Source organism: Streptomyces sp. RP5T (assembly GCF_003933965.1).
Taxonomy (GTDB): domain Bacteria; phylum Actinomycetota; class Actinomycetes; order Streptomycetales; family Streptomycetaceae; genus Streptomyces.
On the sequence record NZ_RSAJ01000436.1, the window covers coordinates 1 to 7135 of the forward strand.

6 protein-coding genes are annotated in these 7135 nt (G+C 72.5%); all 6 read left to right on the plus strand.

Annotated elements, in window-relative coordinates; all coding sequences use genetic code 11:
* The first annotated feature begins 205 nt into the window (after positions 1-205).
* Positions 206-2395, plus strand: coding sequence for a glycogen debranching N-terminal domain-containing protein (locus EHS43_RS32565; RefSeq protein WP_260470813.1), 2190 nt, complete (start codon positions 206-208; stop codon positions 2393-2395).
* A gap of 76 nt (positions 2396-2471) precedes the next feature.
* The gene (locus tag EHS43_RS32570; protein WP_260470814.1) at positions 2472-3641 is read left to right on the plus strand and encodes a glycosyltransferase family 4 protein; all 1170 of its coding nucleotides are present in this window, start codon (positions 2472-2474) and stop codon (positions 3639-3641) included.
* Positions 3642-3817: 176 nt separating this feature from the next.
* The gene (locus EHS43_RS32575) at positions 3818-4012 is read left to right on the plus strand and encodes a hypothetical protein (RefSeq protein WP_125194273.1); all 195 of its coding nucleotides are present in this window, start codon (positions 3818-3820) and stop codon (positions 4010-4012) included.
* Positions 4013-4202: 190 nt separating this feature from the next.
* Positions 4203-4625 (plus strand): DUF3052 domain-containing protein, encoded by a 423-nt coding sequence (locus tag EHS43_RS32585; protein WP_125194274.1) that lies wholly within the window; start codon positions 4203-4205, stop codon positions 4623-4625.
* Between the two features lie 176 nt (positions 4626-4801).
* Positions 4802-5695 carry a glycosyltransferase family 2 protein gene (locus EHS43_RS32590; RefSeq protein WP_125194275.1) on the plus strand — a complete coding sequence of 298 codons (894 nt, stop codon included), beginning with the start codon at positions 4802-4804 and terminating at the stop codon, positions 5693-5695.
* 370 nt (positions 5696-6065) lie between these two features.
* A partial coding sequence (locus EHS43_RS32595; RefSeq protein ID WP_260470815.1) for an AfsR/SARP family transcriptional regulator occupies positions 6066-7135 on the plus strand: 1070 nt, incomplete at its 3' end.

Here is a 7135-nt window from a genome sequence, read left to right on the forward strand (position 1 = left end):
GACCACCCCTCGTCCACCCGTCGGCTCGCCCGACCTCGCATGATGGCTGCGGGGGCAGCCAGCCGTTATCGTGGCTCCCCATCAAGCGGCTGCCTCGGGTGATTTGTCCGGACCGCCCTCGCCGCTTGCGGGGCTGCGACGACCGCCCGCGGGCCGGGCCGGCACGGTCGCGGTGGGCCTCGCGGCGCTTCGGAAAGGTACTTCAGTGAACGACTCCGCCTCCCCTCAGACGGGCCGTCAGCCGTTTCTGGACGACACGGTGATCTGCCTGGCAGCGCCGTCGTTCGCGATGTCCTCCGAGGACGGCCAGCTGCGGGGAACCGGGGTCGACGGCTTCTACGACCAGGACCGCAGGCTGCTGCACACGCTCCGGCTGCTCGTCGACGGCCAGGAGCCGGAGCATGTCGCCCACCGTCCGGAGGGCTCCCGGGAAGCGCTGTTCAGGGCGGTGTGCCGGTCCTCCGAGGACCCGACGTCCGCCCCCTGGCTGCTGGTCGCGCGCGAGCGGACCGTGCGGCGTCCGGACCGGGGGGAGTCGGGTGACACCGTGCAGGTGCAGAACGTGAGCGGCCGGTCGGCCCGGTTCACCGTCTCGGTGGTGGCCGCCACCGACCTCGCCGATGTGGCCACGATCAAGGCCGGCCTGCCCGTCGAGGACGTCCCCTGCGAGCAGGCGGAGGGTGTCGTCCCGGCGGTGCGGTGGCACAGCCCGCACGACAACAGCGAGGTCGTCCTGCGAACCGAGCCCGTACGGCCGCCCGGCGGCGGGACTCCGCCGGTGATCACGCCGGTGATCACGCCGGTTGAGGGCCGCCCCGGCCAGGTCGAGTTCCACTGGGAGCTGCTGCTGGCGCCGGACGCGGAGTGGTCCGTACAACTGCTCGTGCACGGCAAGACCACGACCGTCGCGGGGTATCCGGTCCCGCCGCGGCAGGACGCCCCCTGGCAGACGGCCGAGGTGGCCGGGCACGAGCGCATGGCGGCGCTGCTGGAGCGGGCCCTGTCCGACCTGGAGGCGCTGCGGCTCGCCGAGCGGAACAGTTCCGACGAAGAGCGCGAGGACCAGTTCGTGGCCGCCGGATGCCCCTGGTTCCTGGGCCTGTTCGGCCGCGACAGCATCTGGGCGGCCCGCATGATGCTCCCGTTCGGCACCGGGCTGGCCCGCGGCACGCTGTGGGCCCTCGCCAGGCGCCAGGGCACCCGCCACGACGCGTTCACGGACGAGGCCCCGGGCCGGATCCTGCACGAGCTGCGGCCCGCGGAGACCCGGCACGGCGACGGCATGGTGCTGCCCGCCCGCTACTACGCCTCGGTGGACGCGACCCCCCTGTTCGTCGTGCTCCTGCACGAGGCGTGGAAATGGGGCCTCGCCGAGGAGGACATCACCGCGCTGCTGCCCCACGCGAGGGCCGCCATGGGCTGGGTCGAACAGGCGATGGACGCCAACGACCTGATCAGCTACGGCAAGGGTCGCGAGGACGGGCTGCTCCACCAGGGGTGGAAGGACTCGCCCGACGCGATCCGTGACGCGGAGGGACGGCGGGTCGACCCGCCGATCGCCCTGTGCGAGGTCCAGGGATACGCCTATCAGGCCGCCACGGGATACGCCGAACTCCTCACCGCGCTCGAGGGAGCGCACGAGGAGGCCGCGCGCTGGCGGGAGCGGGCCGAGCGGCTGCGCGCCGCCTTCCACCGGTTCTTCTGGGTCGAGCGGCAGGACGGCCGACGCTATCCGGCCATCGCCGTCGACGGCGGCGGGCACCCGGTCACCGGTCCGGCCTCCAACATGGGCCACCTGCTGAACTCCGGCATCCTCCAGGACGACAAGGAGCACCGGTGGGTCGCCGAGACGCTCATGTCCGACGAGCTCCGCACCCCCTGGGGCATCCGCACCCGCTCCGCGCATCTGGCCGGATTCAACCCGTTCAGCTACCACGGCGGTTCGGTCTGGGCCCACGACTCCGCCATCGCCGTACACGGACTCGCCACCACCGGTTTCGCCGAGGAGGCCGCGACGCTGCTGGGCGGCATGCTCGACGCGGCCGCGCACTTCGACTACCGGCTGCCCGAGCTGTACGCCGCCTACCCCTCCTCCCGTTTCGGACAGCCGGCGCCGTATCCCCCCTCCTGCAGGCCGCAGGCCTGGGCCGCCGCGTCCGCGGCACTGCTCTGCTCCGCGATGCTTCGACCCGAAGTCGATGTTCCCGGCCGCCGGCTGGCGCTACGGCCGATCGCGCCCTCACTCATGGGACTGAATTCCCCCTACGCTGTTCGGGGATTGAGGCTCGGTGAACGCTCGGTCGACGTGCGCGTGGACCTCGACGGCGGCACGGAGGTACTCGGCGTCGACGACGCGGAGTGGCGTATCGAGACATCCCGGTCCCGCACGACCTGACGCAGAACGGTCCCCGACGAGAGGGAGATACGTGGTAGGCGGTGGGCCAACAGAAACGCGGCGCTCCATAGCTCTCGTGCACTGGGCCTTTCCGCCTACGGTCGGAGGCGTCGAGTCGCATCTGGCCGACTACGCCGCCCTGTCGGCGCGCAGGGGATACCGGGTGACCCTGCTCACCGGCGAGAAGCGGCCGCAGCCGGTCGACCAGGTCGAGATCCTCACTCACCCCCTGCTGCGGCTGGCCGAGTACCACCGCACCGCTCTCGGCGGGACGAGGAGACGGCTCACGCCCCTCGAACAGCGGCAGGCCGCCGAGCTGCTGGAATGGCTCACACGGACCGTGGAGAGCCGGGGCGTACAGCTCGTGCACGGGCACAACCTGCACCACTTCTCGCCGGTACCGGCGCTGGCGCTGAGCCGGCTCCGGGAGCGCACCGGCACGCCCCTGCTGCACACGTACCACAGCATCTGGCCCGAGGACCCGTGGACGGCCCAGTTCTGCCGGTCCTGGGACGGCCACTACGTGGTGTCGGACTACCTCGCGTTCGCCTGCCGCACCCATCTGGGCATCCGGGCCCGGCGGACCTATCTGGGGATCGCCACCAGCCGGTTCCGCGATCTGCCGCCGCCCCGCCCCGGCGGGGTCGGCACCGTGCTGCTGCCCGCCCGTCTCATCCCGGACAAGGGCGCGGAGCTGGCCGTGCGCATGGTCGGCAGACTCCGCCGCACGGGCCTATCGGTCCGGCTCGTGCTGACCAGCCCGCACGAGGTCGTCGACTGGCACGAGGAACAGCAGGGCTTCCTCCTGCGGCTCAACCGGCTCATCGACGACCTGCACCTGCGCCCGCACGTGGACCTGGTCCCCACCCCCAAGGAGCTCATGCCGCGGCTGTACGCGCGGTCCCACGTGGTCGTGTACCCCTCGGACTACCCTGAGCCGCTCGGCCTGGCACCCCTGGAGGCCATGTCCGCCGGACGGCCCGTCGTCGTCACCGCCACCGGTGGCCTGCCGGAGGCCGTCATCCACGGCAGGACGGGGTACGTCGTGACGCCGGGGGACCTCGATCAGCTCGCGGAGCGGGTGCGCTGTCTCGTCCTCGACCCGGAACTCGCGGGCAGGCTGGGCCGGCAGGGGCGCAGACACGTGGAGCGGCAGTTCAACCTGCACACCTACGTCGACAAGATGTCCTCGCAGTACTCGGCCTTGGTGGAGGACCGCGTCGAGGGCCTGCCCCGGAGCGGTTAGCCCGCCTCGCACGCGTCGCCAGACTCGCACGCGTCGCCAGACGGCCACTGTCCGGGATCAGGGGCCCAACACCCGTACCCCGGAAGCCTGTTTACGCGTTACCGCCAAAAACCGGCCGCCCGTTTTGGTGACCCGCCGCCCTGCGCCACCGATCGGGATGCGGCTAACGTCCCGGCATGAGGCGACGCAAGCGCATCGGTACGAGCCGCGCCACGTCCTTACGACGGGTGCGGGACAGGACGATCCAGCGCCGGGACGACGTCCGGCCCGGCGGCTGGCGCAGACGGTTCGGGCGCCGGGCCGAACAGGCGAGGCCCTGGCTCCAGTTCCTGGCCGACCTCGCGACGCTGCTTGCGCGGGTGGTGCGGTAGCCGGTGCCGGTGCCGATGTCGGCGCCTGTGCCTGTGCCTGTGCCCGTGCCCGTGCAAGTGGTGTTTCTGCTTCCGGTTCGGGCGTCTGTCCCGGGAGGCCGTATCCGGGACGCCGTGTCCGGACGGACAGCGTCCGCCGGGACCGTCACGATGGGGTGGACGAAGCCGGATCAGCGCGCGGAGGTGCCGTATGCCAGGAACCGGGTCGGCGGGCGGTTACTCCGCCACGCCCCTCGCCAGGAAGCTCGGCATCAAGGCGGGGCACCGGGTACGGCTCGACGGGGCGCCCGAGGAGTGGGACATCCCCGGGCTGCCCGACGACTGCGAGGTCACCGCGGGCGGCACACGCGGCGCCGACGTCACCCTGGCCTTCCACCGTGAGTACGCCCGGCTCGCCGCCGAGGCGGACGAACTCGTCGCCGGCCTCGCGGACCACGCCGCCTTGTGGATCGTCTGGCCGCGCAGGGCCGCGGGACACGTCAGCGACGTCACGGAGAACGCCCTGCGGGAGGTCTTCCTCCCCCTCGGTGTGGTCGACGTGAAGGTCGCGGCGCTGGGGGAGGACTGGTCGGGCCTGAAGTTCGTGCGCAGGAAGGAGAATCGGCGACGATGACACGGCGAGGTCTCTCCGGGTGAACCGCCCGCCGCACCGCACCCACCATCGCCCATACCTGAGAAGTCCTTACCGTGAACGGCTAGCATCGCGCCGGTCGACGTCCGCACCGGGGCGAGATGTCCGGGACCGGCGGGACGGCCGGGACACGGGGACGCAGGGGACGAGGTGAGGACATGGACGCGCCGAGGATCGCCGTGGCCGTGGTGACGATGGGGAACCGGCCCGACGAGGTGGACGCCCTGCTGCGGTCCGTGGCCAAGCAGGACATCGCCCCCGACCGGATCGTGATCGTGGGCAACGGCTGCCGGCTGCCCGAGTTCGCCGAACGCCTCTCCCTGCCGGGCGAGGTCACCACCCTCGACGTCGAGGAGAACCTCGGCTGCCCCGGCGGCCGCAACGTCGCCCTCGCCCGGCTGCGGGACTTCGGCGACGTGGACGTCGTAGTGGAACTCGACGACGACGGCCTGCTCGTGGACCCCGATGTGCTGCGCCGCGTACAGGAGTTGTTCGCTGCCGACGAGCGGCTCGGCATCGTCGGCTTCCGCATTGCCGACGAGAACGGGGAGACCCAGCAGCGGCACGTGCCCCGCGTCGGCTCCTCCGACCCCCTGCGCGGCGGCTATGTCACCGGCTTCCTGGGCGGCGGGCACGCCTTCCGTACGGCCATGCTCGCCGAGACCGGGGACTGGCCAGCCGAGTTCTTCTTCGCCCACGAGGAGATCGACCTGGCCTGGCGGGCCGCCGACCGCGGCTGGCGCATCCTGTACGCGCCCGAACTGCTGCTCCAGCACCCGAGGACGTCACCGGCCCGGCACGCCATCTACTACCGGGTCAACGCCCGCAACCGCGTCTGGCTGGTCCGCCGCCGACTGCCCCTGCCGCTCATCCCCGTGCACCTGGGCGTATGGACGGCGCTCACCCTGCTGCGGATCCGCTCGGCGAGCGCGCTGCGTGCCTGGTTCGGGGGGTTCGTCGAGGGCCTGCGGGAACCGGCCGGCGAACGGCGCCCCATGCGCTGGCGCACCGTGTGGCACCTCACCCGGCTGGGCCGCCCGCCCGTCATCTGAGTGCCCACGGTCCTGGGCCCCGGGAAAAGGACGAGGGTCCCGGTCGTTCACCTCCGCCGACCGGAACCCTCTCGCGTCCCACGGATCCGGCCACGACGGCGACACTCCCCCGAGTTGCGCGTCGTACGCGCGCGCCCTCGGGCCAGATCCGATGTTGTGATCACATCAGGTTGCGCCAACAAATCGCTAACATGTGGCCAACGCATCTACGTTTTGTTGTCCGCCGGTTGGCGCGAAGCCGACGGCGGCGATGGGGGACCGACGGTGTGCAACCGCGGAGCGACAGTGGACTCCGGCAGCGGCCGGAGTCGGACGGCTGGCGGGAAACCGCCGTGACGAGGGCGGATTTTCGCCAGAAGTGGGCGGCGTGATGGAGCGCGGATCGCAGTCGGGGCTGCGGTTCGGACTGCTCGGGCCGCCGATTCTGTACGGCAGCCACGGCGATCGCAGCGGCCGCGGCGGCCACGACACCCGCAGCGGTGATGGCGGTTACGCCGGCCACAGCGGCCACAGCGGCCACAGCGGCCACAGTGGCCACAGCGGCCACGAGGATCACGGCAGCCATGACGGCCCCGACAGTCACGTCAGCCGCACCGGCTCCGTACGGACGGTCGGCAGCCGCAAGCAGCGGATCCTGCTGGCCGCCCTTCTCCTCGAAGCCGGCCGGGTCGTCTCCACCAAGTCCCTCAAGGAGGCGCTGTGGGGGAGCACCCCGCCCGCCTCGGCGAAGGCCTCCCTCCACAACCACGTCTCCCGGCTGCGACGGCTGCTCGACGACCCCGACCGGCTGCAGGCGGTCGCCCCCGGGTACCTGCTGCGCGTCGCGCCGGGCGAACTCGACGTGCAGGTCTTCGAGAGCCACGCCGCCCGGGCCCGCGGCGCGCACGCCGAGGGGAACTGGACGGAGACCGTCCGGGCCTGCGCGGCGGCACTCGCGCTGTGGCGGGGCGCACCGCTCAGCGGGGTCCCCTCCGAAGTCGCCGGATACGCCCTGGTCCAGCGCCTGGAGGAGGCCCGGCTGCTGCTCCTGGAGTGGCACTACGACGCCGAGCTCGCCCTCGCCGCCACCCGCCCGGACGCCCTCGTCCCCGAACTCTCCGCGCTGGCCGCCGAACACCCGCTCCGCGAGGCCTACCACCGCCAGCTGATGCTCGCCCTCCACCGCACCGGCCGCCACGCCGAGGCCCTCGCCGTCCACCGCGACCTGCGCACCCGCCTGGTCGAGGAACTCGGCGTGGAGCCGGGACCGGCGGTCCGGCAGGCACATGTGGAGGTGCTGCGCGGTGGAGACCGGGGTGGCCGCGCCGGGGCCGGCCAGTCGGCGTCCGAGCGCCGTCGGCACCTCCCGCCGGGCTCCTCGGCGGAAAGTGACGCCGGTGGGAGCGGGGGAGCGGACCGGGCGGGGCGAGCCGGGCGTGCAGAGGCGAGCACAACTGGGCC